The 597-nt window shown below is 74.7% G+C and carries 1 protein-coding gene; it reads right to left on the bottom strand.

Annotated features, from left to right (window positions below; all coding sequences use genetic code 11):
• The coding region (locus tag ABD366_RS43340; protein ID WP_425577053.1) for an electron transfer flavoprotein subunit alpha/FixB family protein at positions 1–597 on the bottom strand (597 nt) is incomplete at both ends.

Genomic DNA, 597 nt, shown 5'->3' with positions numbered 1-597 from the left:
ATCGCGAAGTTGTCGGCGCCGTTGACACCACGGCCGCCGGAGACCACGATCGCGGCCTCGGTCAGGTCCGGGCGGCCGGTCGACTCGCGCGGGGTCCGCGAGGTCACCTTGGTGCCCCTCGCCTGCTCCGAGAAGGACACGGCGAGCGCCTCGACCGCACCGGCGGCCGGGGCCGCCTCGACGGCAGCGGAGTTGGGCTTGACGGTGATGACCGGGGTGCCGGTCGCGATGCGGGACTTGGTGGTGAAGGAGGCGGCGAACACCGACTGGGTCGCCACCGGGCCCTCCGCGCCGGCCTCCAGGTCGACGGCGTCGGTGATGACACCGGACTTGATACGCAGCGCCAGCCGCGCGGCGATCTCCTTGCCCTCCGCGGAGGACGGGATGAGGACGGCGGCCGGGGAGACGGCCTCGACGGCGGCCTGCAGCGCCTCGACCTTCGGCACGACGAGGTAGTCGGCGTACTCGGCGGCGTCGTGGGTGAGGACCTTCACCGCGCCGTGCTCGGCGAGCGCGGCGGCGGTGTCGGCGGCGCCGGCACCCAGCGCGACGGCGACCGGCTCGCCGATCCGGCGGGCCAGCGTCAGCAGCTCGAGG

It is taken from the genome of Streptomyces kunmingensis, assembly GCF_039533535.1.
In the GTDB taxonomy this organism is placed as follows: Bacteria; Actinomycetota; Actinomycetes; order Streptomycetales; family Streptomycetaceae; genus Streptomyces; species Streptomyces kunmingensis.
The sequence above is the reverse complement of the archived record's forward strand: the minus strand, read 5'-3'. Positions and strand labels throughout refer to the sequence as shown.